At 68.4% G+C, this 16,723-nt stretch carries 19 protein-coding genes and 1 pseudogene; 13 read left to right on the top strand and 7 right to left on the bottom strand.

Translation table 11 applies throughout. The features are described from left to right. Positions 1–16 precede the first annotated feature (16 nt). From F5544_RS21155 to F5544_RS21130, 6 genes are all read left to right on the top strand, one after another. Positions 17–232 (top strand): hypothetical protein, encoded by a 216-nt coding sequence (locus tag F5544_RS21155; RefSeq protein WP_167474796.1) that lies wholly within the window; start codon positions 17–19, stop codon positions 230–232. Further along, positions 229–1,743 (top strand): hypothetical protein, encoded by a 1,515-nt coding sequence (locus tag F5544_RS21150; RefSeq protein ID WP_167474795.1) that lies wholly within the window; start codon positions 229–231, stop codon positions 1,741–1,743. Before F5544_RS21155 ends, F5544_RS21150 begins: the two co-directional genes overlap by 4 nt. A gap of 9 nt (positions 1,744–1,752) precedes the next feature. After that, positions 1,753–3,213 (top strand): hypothetical protein, encoded by a 1,461-nt coding sequence (locus tag F5544_RS21145; RefSeq protein WP_167474794.1) that lies wholly within the window; start codon positions 1,753–1,755, stop codon positions 3,211–3,213. Between the two features lie 80 nt (positions 3,214–3,293). Beyond that, a complete protein-coding gene (locus tag F5544_RS21140) occupies positions 3,294–4,724 on the top strand; it encodes an SDR family NAD(P)-dependent oxidoreductase (protein WP_167474793.1) in 1,431 nt (476 codons plus the stop codon). 36 nt (positions 4,725–4,760) lie between these two features. Beyond that, complete coding sequence (locus F5544_RS21135) at positions 4,761–5,477, top strand: hypothetical protein (protein ID WP_167474792.1); 717 nt, start codon at positions 4,761–4,763, stop codon at positions 5,475–5,477. Position 5,478: 1 nt separating this feature from the next. Continuing rightward, complete coding sequence (locus F5544_RS21130) at positions 5,479–5,862, top strand: DUF2784 domain-containing protein (protein ID WP_167474791.1); 384 nt, start codon at positions 5,479–5,481, stop codon at positions 5,860–5,862. On the opposite strand, the gene F5544_RS21125 is transcribed toward F5544_RS21130, so the two are convergent. Continuing rightward, positions 5,859–6,617 carry a thioesterase II family protein gene (locus tag F5544_RS21125; protein ID WP_167474790.1) on the bottom strand — a complete coding sequence of 253 codons (759 nt, stop codon included), beginning with the start codon at positions 6,615–6,617 and terminating at the stop codon, positions 5,859–5,861. The two genes, F5544_RS21130 and F5544_RS21125, sit on opposite strands and share 4 nt — an antisense overlap. A gap of 39 nt (positions 6,618–6,656) precedes the next feature. Here F5544_RS21125 and F5544_RS21120 point away from each other — a divergent pair, with 39 nt between their 5' ends. Continuing rightward, a complete protein-coding gene (locus F5544_RS21120; protein WP_167474789.1) occupies positions 6,657–8,033 on the top strand; it encodes a CoA transferase in 1,377 nt (458 codons plus the stop codon). A 216-nt stretch (positions 8,034–8,249) separates the two neighbouring features. Here the strand turns inward: F5544_RS21120 and F5544_RS21115 are convergent, their stop codons facing one another. Further along, the gene (locus tag F5544_RS21115; RefSeq protein ID WP_167474788.1) at positions 8,250–8,849 is read right to left on the bottom strand and encodes a TetR/AcrR family transcriptional regulator; all 600 of its coding nucleotides are present in this window, start codon (positions 8,847–8,849) and stop codon (positions 8,250–8,252) included. 101 nt (positions 8,850–8,950) lie between these two features. Between F5544_RS21115 and F5544_RS21110 the strand changes: the two genes are divergently transcribed. From F5544_RS21110 to F5544_RS21100, 3 genes and pseudogenes are all read left to right on the top strand, one after another. Beyond that, the gene (locus F5544_RS21110) at positions 8,951–10,159 is read left to right on the top strand and encodes an FAD-dependent monooxygenase (protein ID WP_167474787.1); all 1,209 of its coding nucleotides are present in this window, start codon (positions 8,951–8,953) and stop codon (positions 10,157–10,159) included. Positions 10,160–10,275: 116 nt separating this feature from the next. Continuing rightward, a pseudogene (locus tag F5544_RS21105) lies at positions 10,276–11,297 on the top strand (nucleoside hydrolase). Positions 11,298–11,311: 14 nt separating this feature from the next. Further along, positions 11,312–12,238, top strand: a complete 927-nt coding sequence (locus F5544_RS21100; RefSeq protein WP_167474786.1) for an amidohydrolase family protein — start codon at positions 11,312–11,314, stop codon at positions 12,236–12,238. On the opposite strand, the gene F5544_RS21095 is transcribed toward F5544_RS21100, so the two are convergent. Next, positions 12,231–12,641: a TetR-like C-terminal domain-containing protein gene (locus F5544_RS21095; RefSeq protein ID WP_203217615.1), complete on the bottom strand. Its 411-nt coding sequence runs from the start codon at positions 12,639–12,641 to the stop codon at positions 12,231–12,233. The two genes, F5544_RS21100 and F5544_RS21095, sit on opposite strands and share 8 nt — an antisense overlap. Beyond that, positions 12,638–12,922: a TetR/AcrR family transcriptional regulator gene (locus tag F5544_RS45985; protein WP_203217614.1), complete on the bottom strand. Its 285-nt coding sequence runs from the start codon at positions 12,920–12,922 to the stop codon at positions 12,638–12,640. The genes F5544_RS21095 and F5544_RS45985 overlap by 4 nt, the downstream gene beginning before the upstream one ends. A gap of 104 nt (positions 12,923–13,026) precedes the next feature. Between F5544_RS45985 and F5544_RS21090 the strand changes: the two genes are divergently transcribed. The 3 genes from F5544_RS21090 (at position 13,027) to F5544_RS21080 (ending at position 14,367) form a co-directional block, all read left to right on the top strand. Continuing rightward, positions 13,027–13,338, top strand: a complete 312-nt coding sequence (locus tag F5544_RS21090; RefSeq protein ID WP_167474785.1) for a DUF1330 domain-containing protein — start codon at positions 13,027–13,029, stop codon at positions 13,336–13,338. 4 nt (positions 13,339–13,342) lie between these two features. Next, a complete protein-coding gene (locus F5544_RS21085; RefSeq protein ID WP_167474784.1) occupies positions 13,343–13,708 on the top strand; it encodes a YybH family protein in 366 nt (121 codons plus the stop codon). Between the two features lie 137 nt (positions 13,709–13,845). Further along, positions 13,846–14,367, top strand: a complete 522-nt coding sequence (locus F5544_RS21080) for a DinB family protein (RefSeq protein WP_167474783.1) — start codon at positions 13,846–13,848, stop codon at positions 14,365–14,367. 46 nt (positions 14,368–14,413) lie between these two features. On the opposite strand, the gene F5544_RS21075 is transcribed toward F5544_RS21080, so the two are convergent. The 3 genes from F5544_RS21075 to meaB all read right to left on the bottom strand — a co-directional run bounded on the left by F5544_RS21075 (position 14,414) and on the right by meaB (position 16,707). Then, a complete protein-coding gene (locus tag F5544_RS21075) occupies positions 14,414–15,082 on the bottom strand; it encodes an L-2-amino-thiazoline-4-carboxylic acid hydrolase (protein WP_167474782.1) in 669 nt (222 codons plus the stop codon). 163 nt (positions 15,083–15,245) lie between these two features. Then, complete coding sequence (locus F5544_RS21070) at positions 15,246–15,632, bottom strand: nitroreductase/quinone reductase family protein (RefSeq protein ID WP_167474781.1); 387 nt, start codon at positions 15,630–15,632, stop codon at positions 15,246–15,248. Positions 15,633–15,687: 55 nt separating this feature from the next. After that, positions 15,688–16,707, bottom strand: a complete 1,020-nt coding sequence (gene meaB / locus F5544_RS21065; RefSeq protein ID WP_167474780.1) for a methylmalonyl Co-A mutase-associated GTPase MeaB — start codon at positions 16,705–16,707, stop codon at positions 15,688–15,690. Between the last annotated feature and the right edge of the window lie 16 nt (positions 16,708–16,723).

Genomic DNA, 16,723 nt, shown 5'->3' with positions numbered 1-16,723 from the left:
CTACAGGAGATTATCGATGTCCGATGCCGCCGAACTGCTGAGCAGAACCCTCTCGGCGCCGCTGCCAGCCGAATTCGACCGGCTCTCCGAAGCCGAACTGGCGCAACTGGATCGACTGTTGCGGGCCGCCGAACAGCGGCGCGCCGAGCGCCTGGGCGCCGCCATCGATTCCGGACTGCGGCTGATCCCACGCCTCATGCGTCCGGCGGTGAAGCGGGCACTCGGCCTGTGACAACCTTGCTCGCCCGGGCCGAGACCATCAAACTCGCTCGGCTGCTGGAACTTTCCGATCCCACCGCACTCGAATTCCTCACCGCGCTGCCGCCGGAGGCGATCCGCGTCTTCCGCGAACGAGCCACCGATCTGTTGTTCGACGGCGAGGCCGCGCGCATGAAACGCATTGCCGCGGCGGCCCGTATCGTGCCGACCGCGATCGGCGCCAAGGCCGCCGAGCACGCCTTCGGGCCGCTGCTGTGCGCCGCCGTCGCCGGATCGGTGGAGATCGCGCGGGCGGTGGAGATCGCGCGGGCGCTGCCGCCGAAGTTCTTGGCCGAGGCCGCGACCCAGCTGGACCCGCGCCGCACCGCGGCATTGCTCGCCGAGGTGCCGCAGCAGCTGGTGGTGCCGGTGGCGCGCGAATTGCTTTCCCGCGGTGACCATTTGACCATGGGCCGATTCGTCGGCGCGGTGCCCGACGAGATCATGCTCGCCGTCGCGGCGATGATGGACGACGCGGATCTGCTGCGCATCGGTTTCGTGATGGAGAACAAGGATTCGGTCGACCGGCTGATCGGACTGGTCGAGGACCGGCTCGCCGGGGTGATCAGGGCGGCCGCCGAACAGGAGATGTGGGCCGAGGGCATCGATCTGCTCGGCGGCGTCGGCGCCGAGAACCGGGCGCGGCTCGGCGACCTGGCCGCCGGACTCGACGGCGAACTGCTCGACGGTCTGATCGCCGCGGTGCACGAGCTGGACGCCTGGGCCATGCTGCTGCCGGTCACCGGCGCGATGAGCGAGGAAAGCCTGCGCGCCTTCGTCGTTCGCCCCGCGATGCGCGACGAGGCGGTGCTGGCACGGATTTTGACCGTCGCGCTGGATCACGACCTCTGGCTGGAGCTGCTGCCGCTGGCCAGGCAGCTCGCGCCGGAACAGCTCGGATTTCTCGCGGGCCTGGTGGCCGAAAAATCCGACGACGAACTGGGCGAGCTTGTCCGCCAAGCGGATTCGGCCGGACGCTGGGCGGCCATGCTGCCGATCGCGCTGGCCATGACCGCGGCCGACCGCAGGCGGATGGCCGCGCTGCCGGTCATGGCGGAGCCCGCGGTGCTGCGACGGATTATCGAAACCACCGCCGAGCACGAATTGTGGCCGGAGGCACTGCCTTTGGTGGACGCGCTGCCCGAGACGGCGAAGACCCGGCTGGCCACCCATATCGCGGAACTCACTCGCGAACAGCTGCTCGCGGCGGTGCACGCCGCCGCACGCGGCGAAACGGTCGACACCCTCGTCGAGATCGCGCTCGCCCAGGACGCGGCCGGGCGGGCGCGGATACTCGAGCTCGTCGACGGCATGGACGGACTCGACGAATTCCTCGCCGCGCTCAGCACCGATACGCCCGATTCCGTCTGGCACGGCCTGATCGAGGTGCGTGCCGAAATTCCGGGCAACCTGCTGGCGGCCATCGCCGACCGCGCCGCGTCCTGCGGCCGGACCGAAGTCGCCGACCGGTTGCGGGTCGAGTAGCCTGCGCCCATGACCGAATCGGGGGATGCGAAACACCGCAAGCCGGACGACGAGTGGTGGACCGAGCTGCAACAGCCGGGCCAGCCGCAGGCGGTGGCGGATCCGACCATGGTGCGCGCGCCGAGCGGTCCAGCGCCGCAGTACTCGACCGGATCCGAGCAGCATGCGGTCGGCCAGGCCCAGCCGCCTGCCCAGCCGTATGCCGTCCAGCAGGCCGATCCGACGATCCTGCGCCAGCCGAGCAGTCCGGCGATCCCGCAGCAGCCGGGATATCCGCCTGTTGATCCGCAGCAGGCGGGTTATCAATCCGGCGGTCCGCAGCAGGCGGGTTATCCTGCCGGTCCGCAGCAACCGTATCCGCAGGGCGCGCCGACCCAGTTCCAGCAGAGTCAGCCGTCCATACCGCAGCAGTCGGGATATCCGCAGGGCGCGCCGACCCAGTTCCAGCAGAGTCAGCCTTCGATCCCGCAGTCCGCGTATCCGGATCCGGCGCAACAGGTTCCGCAGCAGCCCGGGTATCCGGCTCCCGGGCAGCAGTTCGCGCAGCACCCCGCGTATTCCGCTCCCGCGCAGCAGGTTCCGCAGCCATCAGCGTATTCTGCTCCCGCGCAGCAGGTTCCGCAGCCATCAGCGTATTCTGCTCCCGCACAACAGGCGCAGCAGCCCACGTACCCGGATCCCGCGCAACAGATTCCGCAGCAGCCCACGTATCCACCCGGCTACCAACAGATTCCAGGACAGCCGTTCACACCGGGGCAGCCGCCGCTCAACCAGCCGCCCGGCCACCCGCAGGCCCCGGGCGGCCGTGGTAATGGCTGGCTCTGGGCGCTCGGCGCGGTCGTCGTGACCTCGGCGATCTGGGCGGGCGGCGTATTCGCCGCCGGTGGCTTCAGCGACGGACCGCAGATCAGCAAGGACGCCGACCTGCGCGGCTACCACTTCGTCGGCAATCTCTGCGACGCCACCGACACCTCGTTGTTCACCGGCCGCAACCTGAAGACCCAGAGCACCGACAGCAGCGGTAAGGCATTTCCGACGCATGAGGGTCACCAGCACGCCGCGCTCGACACGATGTCCTGCGGGTTCCATTTCGCGCCACCCGGGTCGACGGACAAGTACAGCTACGCCTCGCTGTATGTCGACGCGACCGTGCACAAGCAGACCAATCCGGGACCGGAATTCGACGCCTACCGCGACACCTACACCGATACCGAATTCGGTAAGGATTCGACGATCGAGAAGGTCTCCGGCATCGGCGACGCCGCATATCTGAGGATCAAGAAGCCGTCATCGGGTTCGAGCGGCGTCGACGTATCGCTCTCGGTGCGCGACGGCTGGTTCACCTACGGCCTCAGCTGGTATCAATCCGACTACGGCAACAAGACTTCGGGCCAGTATCCGAGCGAATCCGATATCAAGGATCTGCTGAGGAAGGCGGCCGCCGCGTCGATGCCGAAGCTGCGCGGGTAACCACCGGGCAACCGCGGCGGCGGGTTTGACACAATGAACGGGTCGATCGCCCAGTTCAGCAAAGGATGACCCCCGTTCCGATGGCCGAAAGCACCATTGATCCCGACGAGCTCGCCACCTGTCTGCGCGTGCTCGACCAGGCCGCACGGCTCGAGAAGGATCATCCCGACTCGGTCACCGTGCAGCGCGCCGTCGGCCACATGTTCAAGAAGCTCAAGCAGCGCAAGCGCATCGAGGCCAGGGACCGGGTGTCGGAGGCGGACCGTGCCGTGGTCGCGGCCACCGCGACCGGTTCGCCCAACCGGATCGACGACGAGACGGCGGGCATCCCGCTCACCTCGAATGCCGCGGGGGCGAGCGCGGGCACGCTGATCCGGCCGCGGCCCTGCTATATCTGCAAGCAGCGCTACACCCAGGTGGACGCGTTCTATCACCAGCTGTGCCCGGACTGCGCGGCGCGCAGCCACGCGAAACGGGACGCCCGTACCGATCTGACCGGCAAGCGGGCGCTGCTCACCGGCGGCCGCGCCAAGATCGGCATGTACATCGCGCTGCGGCTGCTGCGCGACGGCGCGCACACCACCATCACCACCCGCTTCCCCAACGACGCCATCCGGCGCTTCGCCGCCATGGACGACAGCGCCGACTGGCTGCACCGGCTGCGCGTCGTCGGAATCGATCTGCGCGATCCGGCGCAGGTGGTCGCGCTCGCCGACGATATCGCGGCCCAGGGGCCGCTGGACATTCTCATCAACAACGCGGCACAGACCGTGCGCCGCTCCCCCGGCGCGTACAGCGCGCTCGTCGACGCGGAATCGGGCCCGCTGCCCGCGGGCGCGCTGCCCGAGGTGGTCACCTTCGGCAAGACCATGCAGGCGCATCCGACCGCGCTCACCGCGTCGCTTGCCCCGACGCTGTCCGCCGCGGATGTCGCCGAACTCGCGCTGGTCGCGGGATCCGCCACGCCGGAACGGATTTCGCGCGGCATCGCGATCGACGCAGGCGGCCTGGTGCCGGATCTGGCGCACACCAACAGCTGGGTGCAGACGGTGGCCGAGGTGGATCCGACCGAACTGCTCGAGGTGCAGCTGTGCAATTCGGTGGCGCCGTTCATCCTGGTGTCGCGGTTGCGACCGGTCATGGCGGCGGCGAACGCCCGGCGCAAGTACATCGTCAACGTCTCGGCCATGGAAGGCCAATTCTCCCGCGCCTACAAGGGTCCCGGCCATCCGCATACGAATATGGCCAAGGCGGCGCTGAATATGTTGACGCGCACCAGCGCCAGGGAGATGTTCGAGGCCGACGGCATCCTGATGACGGCGGTTGACACCGGGTGGATCACCGACGAGCGCCCGCATTACACGAAGATCCGCCTCGCCGAGGAGGGCTTCCACGCGCCGCTGGACCTGGTGGACGGCGCCGCCCGGGTATACGACCCAATTGTCCAGGGCGAGAATGGAACCGACCTGTACGGCTGCTTCCTCAAGGACTACGAACCCGCCCCCTGGTGAGTGTTGCGTTCCGGCCCGCCGCCGAGATTACCGATCATGCGAGCATTCGGGGATGGTAGGAGACGGGGCGGGCAGGCACGGACGGACTGGCTCACCGATTTCCTACTGGCGGCCGCGCACCGCGCCCGGCAGCCGCCGCCGGAGTGGAATCGGTTGCGGCCGTTGCCATCCGAGCTCACCACGGGTTTGGCCCGTTTCCCGGGTCGCTGGCGCGACAGCACGCTGCTCGCGTGCAGCACCGGCTCCGGGGATCCGGATTATGTTGCGGCCGTTCGGCTCTACCTCGCGGAGAAGGTGGAGCACGCCCGGCTGATCGACCAGATCCTGGCGGCCACCGCCGAGGTGCGGCCGGCGCGGCACGGCCGTGACCTGTGCGCCGAGCTGCGGGCCCGTCTCGTGTCCGACGTGATCGCGGCGCGCTACTTCCGCGCGCTGCGCGACGGCACCATCGATCCGGTGCTCACCGAGGTGGCCCGGCGCATCCACGCAGACCAGATGCGCCACCTGGAATTCCATAAATCCCAGCTACGCACCGAATACGCGCACCGCGGCCCGCTGCGCCGGACGGCGGCGCGCGCACTGTGCTGGGCGCGGCTGGGCCGCGCGCTCACCGTCACGGCCGTCGAACAGCGCGCCGCGCTGCGCTTCCTCGGTGTGGGCCGACGCGAATTCGCCGGCGACACCGTCGTGCTGTTCCGCCATCTGCTGAGCCGGATATTCGCGCGGGCCGCGGCGGCGGGCCTACCCTCGTAGTGTGTTCTTCCGGCTGCTGGCCGACGCGGTCGCCGCGGTGCACTTCGCCTTCGTGGCATACGTTGTCGTCGGCGGATTCGTGGCGTGGCGCTGGCCGCGCACGATCTGGCTGCACCTACTCGCCTTCGGGTGGGGGTTCAGCACGGTGCTGTTCGGACTGGAATGTCCGCTCACCTACCTGGAGAGCTGGGCGCGGCGCCGGGCCGGTGAGGCCGGGCTGCCACCCAGCGGATTCATCGCGCACTACATCACCGGGGTGCTCTATCCGGAGCGGGCACTCGGGCTGATCCGGGTATTGGTGGCGCTGGTCGTCGCGGCATCCTGGGTGGGGTATCTGTGGTTGCGCCATCGCCGTGCGGCAAAAGCGCTTCCCGCCCAGGGCTAAAGTTCTTTCAGCTTCCGCTCGACGAAATCGACCACCTCGTCCGGTTTTTCGTCGAGGAAGAAATGCCCGCCCGCGAAGATCCGCGAGTCGAAGCCGCCCGAGGTGAGCGGGCGCCACTGTTCGATATCGGCGGCCGACATGGTCGGATCATCGGTACCGGCCAGCACCGCGATCGGGCAATCCAGCGGCTTACCCGGTTGGTAGACATAGGTTTCCACCGCGTGGTAGTCCGCGCGCAGGGCGGGCAGCACCAGTTCGGCCAGGCCCGGCTCATCGCGAATCACCTGCACCGACGCGGGATCGGTTGCCAGCCTGGCCAATTCGTCGATCAGACCGGCGTCGGAGCCCAGATGGAGCCGTCCGGTGTTACGCACCAGCGGCGACACCCGGCCCGATGCGAACAGCACCGTCACCGGCTGCCCGGCCAGCTCCAGCCGCCGCGCCGTTTCGAAAGCCACTGTCGCGCCCATGCTGTGGCCGAAGAGCGCGAGCCGTTCCACGCCGGGCTGGCGCAGGATTTCCGCCGCGATATGTTCGGCCATACCCTCGAGGTCGCGCAGCGGCGCCTCACCGAGGCGGTCCTGCCGCCCCGGATATTGCACCGCCGCAACGGCCGTCCCGGCGCCGAAGCGAGTCGCAAGTGCCCGATAGGCCGTCACCGAACCGCCGCCCGGCGGAAAACACACCAGCTGATGCCGCGGCGCCGCGGCCTCCCGCAACACCCGCAGCCAGTCGGTGCTCCCGATGACGGTCATAGACGACTCCTTTCCGCATGAGCAACTACGCTCGTTCGAGTGAACACCCACCAGTGGCTGGTCCACGACTACGAAGCGGGAATCGGTATCGGCTCAACGAGTATTACCTCCGCTCCTCTGGGGCCGCAGGATCCGGATCCGGCGGGTTGGACGGACCCGGGTGCCAATTTGGCTGCGACGCTGCCCGTTTGGGCGTTGGCCTCCGGGGCGGTCGCGGCGGTGACGGCGGCGAGCAACCGGCTGCGTACCGCGCGCGGACTGCATCCGGTGCAGCATCGCATCGACCCGGCCCGCATCACGGCGGCCTTCTCCAGCGAGAAACTGCTGCGCGCCGACGGCAGGCCGCCCGCGACATTCGCCGACCTGTCCGGCTTCTTCCCCACCTTCGACGGCTGGGTCCGCACCCACGCCAACTACCCGCACCACCGCGCCAGACTCCTTGCCTCACTGGGACTTTCGGCCGACGCACCGATGGAGCACGCCGAGGCGGAGATGGCCATGCGCCGGGCCGCCGACATCGAGGACAGCGCGGCCGCCAACGGCGCCATCGCGGTCCGGGTGCGCACCGAGCAGGAGTGGGCGCTCAGCCCGGAGGGGCAGGCGGCCGCATCCGGGCCCATCGTCGCCATCCACCCGCGCGCCGACCGCACCACCGCCGGATTGTCCTTGGACGCATCGCCTTTGCAGCCGCTGCGCCGGATCCGGGTGCTCGATCTCACCCGGGTGATCTCCGGCCCGGTGGCCACCAGAACGCTCGCGCTGCTCGGCGCCGATGTGCTGCGGGTGGATCCGCCACGGCTGCCGGAGATTCCGTGGCATTACCTCGACACCTGCCAGGGCAAGCGGTCGACGCTGCTGGACGTCTACGCGCAGTGGCCCGCCTTCAACGAACTGCTTGCCGCCGCGGATGTGCTGGTCACCGGCTATCGGCCCGGTGCGCTGGCGGGTATCAGCGCCTCGGCGCATCCGGGTCTCATCCACGCCAGGGTGAGTGCGTGGGGTGAGGTCGGGCCGTGGGGCGGGCGGCGCGGTTTCGACAGCATCGTGCAGGCGGCCACCGGCATTTCGATCGTCGAGGGCGCGCCCGCGGTACCCGGCACCCTGCCCGCGCAGGCGCTCGACCACGCCACCGGATATCTGCTCGCGGCGGGCGTACTCGACGCGCTCGTCGCGCGGGCGCGCGACGGCCACGGACGCGATGTGCGAGTCTCCTTGGCGCGCACCGCATCCTGGCTGCTGAACGCGCCGCACCGGTCGGCCCGGCATCCGCGCGCGGCGCTGCCCGATCCGGCCGCCGCGGTGGCGCACGGCAGCACCGTCACCGCCGCGCCCGCACTCGCCGAATACCCGGACTATGCCTGGCCCGCACCGCCGTACGGCTCGGACAGTCCCGCCTGGCCGGTGCCGATCCGGTAGCGGCGAGTCGGCGCCGAACCACCGCGGTCGCAGGCCATTCGACACGGGCGGCGCGATGCTCGACCGCCGCCGGGTTCTCGACCGGACCTTCCTCGTCGTCCCTGCACGCGGAACCTGCACGGCTGCAAGTGATTCCGGCGTTCACCGGAATCACCGACGGCGGAGCCGCAGCGATGGCGCACGACGCCGGAATGGCAGACCGCCGACAATCGGCGCTCAGGTATCAGAGGTATTCGTCTGCGCCCCTGAGTATCCCGCGAGCACGGCGACCGCTTCGGCGAGCCGGTCGCCGTCCGGCAACTCGGCGTCCGGCATGACCACCGACAGCATCCCCAGCCCCTGCACCAGCACCCAGTTCAGCTGCGCGATCGCGTATGCCTGCTCCTCGTTCAGCTGCGGATGCGTATCCCGTAGCAGGGCAACCATTTCGCGGTACATGCCGGGCATCTGGTCGGCGTAGAACTGCTGGTCCCTCGGTGAGCGGACGACGCGCACCATATTCTCCAGGCTCGCCGTCATGTAGTCGCGGTTCTCCTGGAAAACCTTCGGCATCTCGTTCCACAGGTGCGCGAACGCCCGCAGGAGCGGCGTCCCTGTCGATTCCCGGATCAGCGCGTCCATCCCGTCGCCGATGGAATTGCCGAGCGATTCCGCGAGCGCCTCGGTGATCAGCGCCTCCTTCGACCCGAAGTGGTAGCCGATCGCGGCCAGGCTCACCCCGGCGGCGGAGGCGATATCGCGGGCCGTCGCCTTCGCGACACCGCGTTCGACGATGACCTTGCGCGCCCCCGCAAGTAGATCCTCTCGATTTCCCATAAGCCCAGGTTACAACGTCTTAGACATTCGTGCTAGACAAACGTGCCAATCGTGTGACACATTTGTCTAAGACATTCGATCAAACGGCAAGGACACTCCAAATGAGCACCACCCCCACCATCCTGGTTTCCGGCGGCGGCATCGCGGGCAATGCCGTTGCGCTGCAACTACTTCGGGCCGGTATCCGGACCACAGTCGTCGAGCGGGCCGCCGCCCCGCGCCCCGGCGGCCAGGCCGTCGACCTGCGCGGCCCCAGCCGGGACGCGGCCGAGCGGATGGGCCTCATGCCCGGTATCCGCAAGGTCCAGCTCGACGAGCGCGGCATGTCCTTCGTCAACGCGGACGGCAGCGCGTACGCGACCGCCGCGATGGAGGATTTCGACGGCAAGGCGCTGATCGCCGAGATCGAGATCACCCGCGGCGACCTGAACCAGGTGCTGCTGGACGAGGTCGAGGCCGCGGACGGCGGCAACCTCGACTACCGCTACGGGGACTGGATCGAGGCACTGAACCAGGACGACAGCGGCGTCACCGTGACCTTCGCCTCCGGCAAGGTCGAGCGCTACGACCTGGTGGTCGGGGCCGACGGCGTACATTCGGCGACGCGGCGGCTCGCCTTCGGTCCGGAGGAGCAGTTCAGCGGCTACCTGGGTGGTTACGTCTCGTACTTCACCATGCCGACCCCGGCCGACAGCCGTCCCGGTTGGTTCACCATGCGGTTCGTGCCCGGCGCGTCCTTCGGCATCCGGGCCGACCGCGAACCGGCGACGTCCAAGGCCATCATCATGATTCGCACCGACGAGGATCCGGCGCTGCGCCGCGATGTCACCGCGCAGCAGCGGCTCATCCACCGGCACATCGTCGACGGTGGCTGGCGCGCACCGGAGATTCTCGCCGCGATGACGACCGCGCCCGACTTCTACTTCGACGTACTCGAGCGCATCGATATGCCGACGCTGGCGGCGGGCCGGGTAACGCTGGTCGGCGACGCGGGTTATTGCGGCTCGCCGCTGACCGGTATGGGTACCGCGATGGCCGTCGTCGGCGCGTATGTTCTTGCGGCGGAGATCGTCTCGACGCCGGCGGATCTGCCCGGCGCGCTGGCGCGATACGAGGAGAAGGTGCGGCCGTTCCTGGACAAGGCGCAGGAGATCCCGGGCGGCGGCATCAAGATGATGGTGCCGAACTCCAAGGTCAGCACCGCGCTGATGAAGACGACCAACCGGATCATGTTCTCCCGTCCGATGCGCCCGATCACCAAGAAGATCTTCTTCGGCCATCACGAGGAGTACCAGCTGCCCACCTACTGATCCGCGAATCCCGATGGCCGCGAATGGTTCGCGGCCACGGGCGCGCGGCGATTCGATGGGCGGGTGGTGGTCGGGCGGCGGGTGGGCCTACGCTCGGGATCGTGCGGCAGAAGATCATGATGGACATCGACACCGGCATCGATGACTCGCTGGAACTGCTCTACCTGCTCGCCTCCCCGAGGCCGAGATCGTCGGTATCGCCTCCACGGCGGGCAATGTGCCCGCACTCCGGGTGGCGGCCAATAATCTGGCGCTGCTCGACCTGTGCCGGGCACCGAACATCGAGGTCGCGCTCGGCGCGGCCGAACCGCTCGCGGTCCCGCTGCGCACCACCGAGGATACGCACGGACCGCAGGGCATCGGCTACGCCGAACTGCCCGCGTCGAGCCGGACCCTTTCCCCGCGCACCGCCGCCGAGCTCTGGGTGGATCGGGTGCGCGCACATCCCGGCGAGATCGTCGGCCTGTGCACCGGGCCGCTGACCAATCTGGCGCTGGCGCTGCGGCTCGAACCCGAGCTGCCGAAGTTGTTGCGGCGCTTGGTGATCATGGGTGGCGCCTTCAATCACCCCGGCAATACGACGCCCACCAACGAGTGGAACGTGCACGTGGACCCGGAGGCGGCGAAGGAGGTCTACGACGCCTTCTGCGCCGCGCCCGCCCGGCCGATCATCTGCGCGCTCGATATCACCGAGACCATCGAAATGCAGCCCAAGCACCTGGAATTGCTCGCCGAGCGTGCGGGCAGCCTTCCGGTGGAGACGGTTTCACCGCTCGATCCCCCGGAAGCCCGTTCGGCCGCGAGCAATCCGATCGTGCGGTACGTCACCGACGCGGTCCGCTTCTACTTCGACTTCCACGCCTCCTACGACCTCGGCTATCTCGCGCATATGCACGACCCGTTCGCCGCGGCCGTCGCGCTCGACCACGAACTCGCGGTGCTGCGCCCCGCGACGGTGGATGTCGAGCTGGCGGGCACCATCACCCGCGCGACGACGGTGGCCGACTGGTCGGGTATGTGGGGCCGCGAACCCAACGCGGATATCGTGATCGGCACCGATCCGGCCGAGTTCTTCGAGCGACTGATCAGCCGGGTGGGCGATTTCGCCCGAGCGGTATACCCGCCCGAAGGTTTCTAGTCCGTTGTCTCGCAATGGGGCTCGGCCCGGCCGACGGTCTTGAACCCATACTAGGAGGTTCGGTGGACGACGATGTCACCTACCTGACGGAATTCCGGCGACGGCTCGGCCTACCCGGAATCGTCGACGTGCACACGCATTTCATGCCGGAGCAGGTGCTGCGCAAGGTGTGGGAGTACTTCGACGCGGCCGGTCCGCTGGTGGCGCGGCAGTGGCCGATCGCCTACCGCGACGATGAGCAGGTGCGGCTGAAAACCCTGCGCGGCTTCGGCGTTCGCGCCTTCACCTCGCTGGTCTACCCACACAAACCGGATATGGCGGCCTGGCTCAACGAGTGGACCGCCGAATTCGCCGCCCGCACACCGGATTGCCTGCACACCGCGACCTTCTACCCGGAACACCACGCCGCCGGTTACGTGCAGACCGCGATAGAACGCGGCGCCCGAATCTTCAAGGTGCACATCCAGGTCGGGCGATTCCACCCCGGCGACCCGCTGCTGAACCCGGTGTGGGGCATGATCCAGGACGCCGAGGTACCGGTGCTCATCCACTGCGGATCCGGCCCGGTCGCCACCGAATTCACCGGACCGGAGCCGATCGCCGGGCTGCTGCGACGGTTTCCGCGGCTGCGCCTGATCATCGCGCATCTGGGCGCGCCGGAATACCGTGAGTTCCTCGATCTGGTCGAGCGGTATCCGCTGCTGCGCCTGGACACCACCATGACCTTCACCGATTTCTTCGAGGCGGCCGATCCGTTCCCGGACGGCGAGCGCGGCCGCCTCGCCGAATTCGGCGACCGCATCCTCTTCGGCAGCGATTTCCCCAATATCCCGTACAGCTACAGTCATGCGGTGCAGGCGCTGGAGCGTTTGGAACTCGGGGACGACTGGCTGCGAAAGGTGTTCTACCAGAACGCTTCCGAGCTGTTCGAACTCAGCTAGCGCGGAGCTGTTCGACGAGTTCGAGCAGATCCGCGCGCTGTAGGGCCGCCGGATCGTTCGAGACCGAGCGCAGGTGGCCGTAGATCTCGAGCGTCACCAGACCGTGGATGCGGCCCCACACACGCAGCGCCAGCCCCGCCGTCCCCGGCGCGATATCGGGCGCTTCGGTGCGGATCTTCGTCACGTAGTCGCCCGGGAAATCGGACCATTCGGCGCCCGGCCTACCTGCCGGATTTACCTCCGCCACAAGGCGATTCAGCCCACCGCACACCCGGCGCGCCGCACGGTCGGTCGGCCCGTCGACGGGCTGCTCATAGCCCGGGATCGGATCGCCGTAGATGAGCCGGAAACCTTCCGGATTGGCCAGCGCCCATTCGCGAAGGGCGCTGCCCCAGGCGATCAACCGAGCTCCCGGATCGTCGGGGCGGTGTCGCGGGCGCGCTCCAGGGTGTCGGCGAGCGAGGTGGTCATCTCGTCGGTCAGCGCGGTGATCAGCTCGTCGCGGGTGGCGAAATAGGTGTAGATCGCGCGCGCCGTCATCCCCATCTCCCGCGCGATACCCCGCAGCGAGATACCGCCCGCGCCGTCTGCGACCAGTTGTCGCAGGGCGATCGACATGATCTCGCGGGATGTCTGCTCCCGCAGGCGCTCCCGCCGCGTCGGCTGTTCGGATATCGCTGGCACGGTTGACACCCTACGCCGCTTCCGTATGATTCGGCGTATCAAAACTACACGGCGTTTCCAATTGTCACGGTGATACCGTCGACAGGGGGCCGGAAGGGGAATCAATGTCTGTCTACGTGGTCGTCGACTCGACCGTCATCGACGCGCAGCGCGCTCTCGAATACCGCAAACTCGCCGAACCCACCATCGAACATTTCGGCGGCCGGTACCGAATCCAAGGCGCCACACCGGAATCCGCCGAGGGCGCCTGGCCCGCGGACCGGGTACTCACCATGATCGAATTCCCGGATATGGCGCAGGTCCGGCGGTGGTACCACTCCGAGGAGTATCAGAAGGCCAAGCGGGCCCGCGAGGGCGCCCTCGATGTGCGCTTGCTGTTCGTCGAGGGCGGCACAGCCCCCTGGCCTGCGGAGTAACAGGATGACCGCGCGGACACCCGCCGAACTGCTACCCGGGATCACCGCCGCCATCAACGGCGGCGATCCCGGCGAGGTGGTTCGGTTCTTCGACGAAGAGGCATGTTTCGCCATGCCCGACGGCACGCTCGTGCGCGGGCACGCGCAGTTGCTGGCGATGTACCGGCAGCGGCTCGCACTCCGGCCCGAGATCACCACGCGCGCAGCGAAAATCATCGAGGCGGGCGATATCGCGCTCGTCACGAACGTGTGGTCGACCCGGCTGCGCAACGGCACGATGGACGGCAGTGATTCGTTCGAGGGCGTCGCGACCCTCGTGCTGCGCCGTCAGGCCGACCGCACCTGGCGGATCCTCGTGGATTCCACCTAGAGTCCAGCGGGTGCGGGGATGATTCGGTCGGCCTCGGCACGAATCGCTCAGCGACACCGCCTGATTCGGCGGCGACACGATCTGGTTCCGGCGGTGAATGCGATGCCGAACCCGCGCACCCGTGACATCATCGCGCGATGCCCGGATCGCGACTCGGCCTGCTGCGCTGGCAATTCGACCTCACCTGGTCGCTGTTCGAACTCCACCTGAGCGCGTTGCGGCCCGCCGACCACCTCTGGGAGCCCGCGCCGCGGGTGTGGACCGTCCGGCGCGATCCGGACGGTTCCTGGGTGCCCGACTGGGCCGACACCGAGCCGGACCCGCTGCCCGCACCGACCATCGCCTGGCTCACCTGGCATATCGGCTGGTGGTGGTCGGTCGCGACGGATCACCTGCGCGGACGTGCGCCACGCGAGCGCGCGGATGTGCGCTGGCCCGGCCCGGATGAAGCGGTCGCGTGGTTGCGCGGGATGAGTTCCGAATGGGTTGCGGCACTTAACGATTGCACCGAAACCACACTCGACGCGCCCGCGACGTTCCCGTGGCGCGACAACCCGGAGCGGACCGTCGGCCACCTGCTTGCCTGGGTCAATGCCGAACTCATGAAGAACGCCGCCGAGATCGGCCAGTTGCGCATCCTGCGTTGCGCTTCCGCGTGAATGGGCAAGGCCGAGACGGCGGACGACCACCGTCTCGGCCTCGGCCTCAGACGCGGTCGAAGTTGAACGGGCAGTGCGTCCCGCCACGGCCGATGGTGGTCGCCCGTTCGAAGCGGAACCCGTCGACCGCCGGATCAATCGCGCCGATCCAGTTGGCGTCGAACTCACACATCACGGTGGTGAGCTCCGGCGCCGAATTGGCAACCAGCACTTCGTGATAGAAGCAGCGCACGACATCGCAGTGGTAGCTTCGCTCGTCGTCGGCCGGATGGTCGAAGGTGAAGGTCGGCCCGAAGGCGTCCCGCTCCCTCGCCCTGGTCAGCTCGACCATGGCGGCGAACGGGTCGGGCGCGGCGTCGAGCAGCTGCCTGGTGGCGGCGCGCACTTGATCGCCGAGCGGTTCGACGAATGCGACCTGAACCGCCGCAATGGATTCCGCGCACCCGAGCCGCGGCACGAGGTATTCGTGCGCCGCGACGAGCGCCAGTGCCATCGCCGCGTTCCACCGGGACGGCTCGTCGATCACGAGATGCGCGTTGGCCGCCGTCAATTCGGCATGTCTGGCCCGCATCTCGTCGAGAACCGTTGCGGGAAGGTCATTTTCCCGCAACGTCACGGCGATCTGCGCGAAGAAGCCGTCGATGAGCAGCGCGGTGTCGCGTTCCGGATCGGGCGTGTAGTGGGCGCCGGAGATGTCGAAGGGGTCGGTGTTCATGCTGTTTCCTTTCGGGAAGGCTCGCCGATCCCGAAAGCACAGCCGCGACAACCCGATGGGCGTGGTCGGCCGTGCCCGCGATCACGCGAGCACGCCAACGCGCTCCACCGACCGACCTGGCGCTGACGAACTTGTTACTTGCGCCCGAAGTATGACATACCCGTCAGCCCAGATCGATCCGGATCGTCAGCAGGTTCGTGCCGAGGGCACGCACGACGGTGCTGTTGAAGCGCGGCAGCGTCGCCAGCCGCGCCCGCGGATCGTCGTCGGGCAGCGGATGTGCCTTACCGGTGTGCCACTCCCCCGCGATGCGCACGCGCACAGCGGGATTCGCCATGAGGTTCCGCACGTAATCGGAGTCGGTGCCGTGCTCGGACACCAGCCAGAACTCGTCGCCGACCCGGGCGCCGCCGATCGGCGTGATCCGGGGTTGCCCGGATTTGCGGCCGATGGTCTCGAGCAGCATTTGCTCCGGATTGCGGATGGCGCTCGGGTTCACCAGCCGGTGGAAGAAGCGATCGAATCGTAGGCGCAGCGAGGGTGTGCTCATATCGCACAGCATTCCAGCCCGTGCGATGACCGCGCGACGCGCCCGGTCGAAACCGTCAGCCGTCGAAGGCGTCCAGAATCTCCTCGGCGGCCAGCGCGGCCGTCAACGTGCCCGCCCGCACCTGCTTTTCCACCTGTGCGCGAACGGCTTTCACGCCCGGATGCTCCGACAACCGCCGCAGCAACTGGTCGTGCACCATGGTCCACATCCAGTCGACCTGTTGGCGGCGGCGCTTCTCCGCGAATTCGCCCGCCTCGGTGAGCACCCGGCGATGTTCCAGCACGGTATCCCAGAACTTGCCGAGGCCGACGCCTTCCAGGCCGCTCATGGTGAGTACCGGTGGCCGCCACAGGGCGTCGTGCGGATGGATCAGGCGCAGCGCGCCCGCCAGCTCGCGGGCCGCCGCCTTCGCCTCCACCTCGTGCTTGCCGTCGGCCTTGTTCACCGCGACCAGGTCGGCGAGCTCCAGCACGCCCTTCTTGATGCCCTGCAACTGATCTCCGGTGCGGGCCAGGGTCAGGAAGCAGAATACATCGACCATATTCGCGACGGTCACCTCGGACTGGCCGACGCCGACCGTCTCCACCAGGATCACGTCGTATCCGGCCGCCTCGAGCAGCACGATGGTCTCCCGCGTCGCCTTCGCGACGCCGCCGAGCGTGCCCGCGGTGGGCGACGGGCGGATGAAGGCGTTGCGTTCCACCGCGAGTCGCGCCATCCGGGTTTTGTCGCCGAGGATCGAGCCGCCGGTTCTGGTGGACGACGGATCCACCGCCAGCACCGCGACCCGGTGCCCCTCGGCGATCAGGTCCATACCGAGCGCATCGATGAACGTCGACTTGCCGACACCCGGAACACCAGTGATGCCAACGCGATTCGACACAACGGCATCCGCCGCGGGCGTCACCCGCAGCAGCAGTTGCTGAGCCTGGCGGCGATGATCGGCCCTGGTGGATTCGACGAGGGTGATCGCCCGCGCCAGGGCGGCGCGCTCACCGGAGCGCACCGCCTCCGCGAGCGCGTCCACATCGATCACGCGCGGGTGCCCGCCCGTCACCCGACCACCACCCCCCATCGAATCGCTGCGCGAT

Origin of the sequence: Nocardia arthritidis (assembly GCF_011801145.1) — a bacterium.
Classification (GTDB): domain Bacteria; phylum Actinomycetota; class Actinomycetes; order Mycobacteriales; family Mycobacteriaceae; genus Nocardia; species Nocardia arthritidis_A.
Note: the sequence above shows the minus strand (reverse complement) of the source record. Positions and strands in the feature narration are given on the sequence as shown.

What these genes read in the sequence shown, in the direction of transcription:
- F5544_RS21155 (WP_167474796.1), top strand. Translation starts at nt 17, where the DNA reads ATGTCCGATGCCGCCGAACTGCTGAGCAGAACCCTCTCGGCGCCGCTG.
- F5544_RS21145 (WP_167474794.1), top strand. Translation starts at nt 1,753, where the DNA reads ATGACCGAATCGGGGGATGCGAAACACCGCAAGCCGGACGACGAGTGG.
- F5544_RS21140 (WP_167474793.1), top strand. Translation starts at nt 3,294, where the DNA reads ATGGCCGAAAGCACCATTGATCCCGACGAGCTCGCCACCTGTCTGCGC.
- F5544_RS21135 (WP_167474792.1), top strand. Translation starts at nt 4,761, where the DNA reads ATGCGAGCATTCGGGGATGGTAGGAGACGGGGCGGGCAGGCACGGACG.
- F5544_RS21125 (WP_167474790.1), bottom strand. Translation starts at nt 6,617, where the DNA reads ATGACCGTCATCGGGAGCACCGACTGGCTGCGGGTGTTGCGGGAGGCC.
- F5544_RS21115 (WP_167474788.1), bottom strand. Translation starts at nt 8,849, where the DNA reads ATGGGAAATCGAGAGGATCTACTTGCGGGGGCGCGCAAGGTCATCGTC.
- F5544_RS21110 (WP_167474787.1), top strand. Translation starts at nt 8,951, where the DNA reads ATGAGCACCACCCCCACCATCCTGGTTTCCGGCGGCGGCATCGCGGGC.
- F5544_RS21100 (WP_167474786.1), top strand. Translation starts at nt 11,312, where the DNA reads ATGGGGCTCGGCCCGGCCGACGGTCTTGAACCCATACTAGGAGGTTCG.
- F5544_RS21090 (WP_167474785.1), top strand. Translation starts at nt 13,027, where the DNA reads ATGTCTGTCTACGTGGTCGTCGACTCGACCGTCATCGACGCGCAGCGC.
- F5544_RS21085 (WP_167474784.1), top strand. Translation starts at nt 13,343, where the DNA reads ATGACCGCGCGGACACCCGCCGAACTGCTACCCGGGATCACCGCCGCC.
- F5544_RS21080 (WP_167474783.1), top strand. Translation starts at nt 13,846, where the DNA reads ATGCCCGGATCGCGACTCGGCCTGCTGCGCTGGCAATTCGACCTCACC.
- F5544_RS21075 (WP_167474782.1), bottom strand. Translation starts at nt 15,082, where the DNA reads ATGAACACCGACCCCTTCGACATCTCCGGCGCCCACTACACGCCCGAT.
- F5544_RS21070 (WP_167474781.1), bottom strand. Translation starts at nt 15,632, where the DNA reads ATGAGCACACCCTCGCTGCGCCTACGATTCGATCGCTTCTTCCACCGG.
- meaB (WP_167474780.1), bottom strand. Translation starts at nt 16,707, where the DNA reads ATGGGGGGTGGTGGTCGGGTGACGGGCGGGCACCCGCGCGTGATCGAT.